1 pseudogene is annotated in these 296 nt (G+C 62.5%); it reads left to right on the top strand.

Annotation, left to right across the window (positions count from 1 at the left end):
- Window positions 1–296, top strand: a pseudogene (locus EN862_RS35630) (glycosyltransferase family 1 protein); the annotation flags it as partial.

Genomic DNA, 296 nt, shown 5'->3' with positions numbered 1-296 from the left:
TTTTCCAAACACATTCTGATGGTCTCGGAGGACATCTTCCTGCCGCTGCCGGATGTCCCGGTCCAATTCGATGCCGTCTACAACGGCCGCATCTCGAACACCAAGCGCCACTATCTCGGCTTCGACATCGAAAGGCTGGTCCATATTGCCATCTCGATCGGAGAACTGCCGCCGGCCGGCGACCGCGCCTTCATCCGGCGCCTGCAGGCGCAGTCGCCGCTGCACCGGATCGCCAATCCGATCGTCGATGGCCGGACCGGCCGGCTGACGCCGCAACAAGTCAATCGCGTCTACGC

This window comes from Mesorhizobium sp. M2E.F.Ca.ET.219.01.1.1 (genome assembly GCF_004016445.2).
Taxonomy (GTDB): Bacteria; Pseudomonadota; Alphaproteobacteria; order Rhizobiales; family Rhizobiaceae; genus Mesorhizobium.
This window is presented reverse-complemented; position numbering and strand designations above follow the sequence as displayed.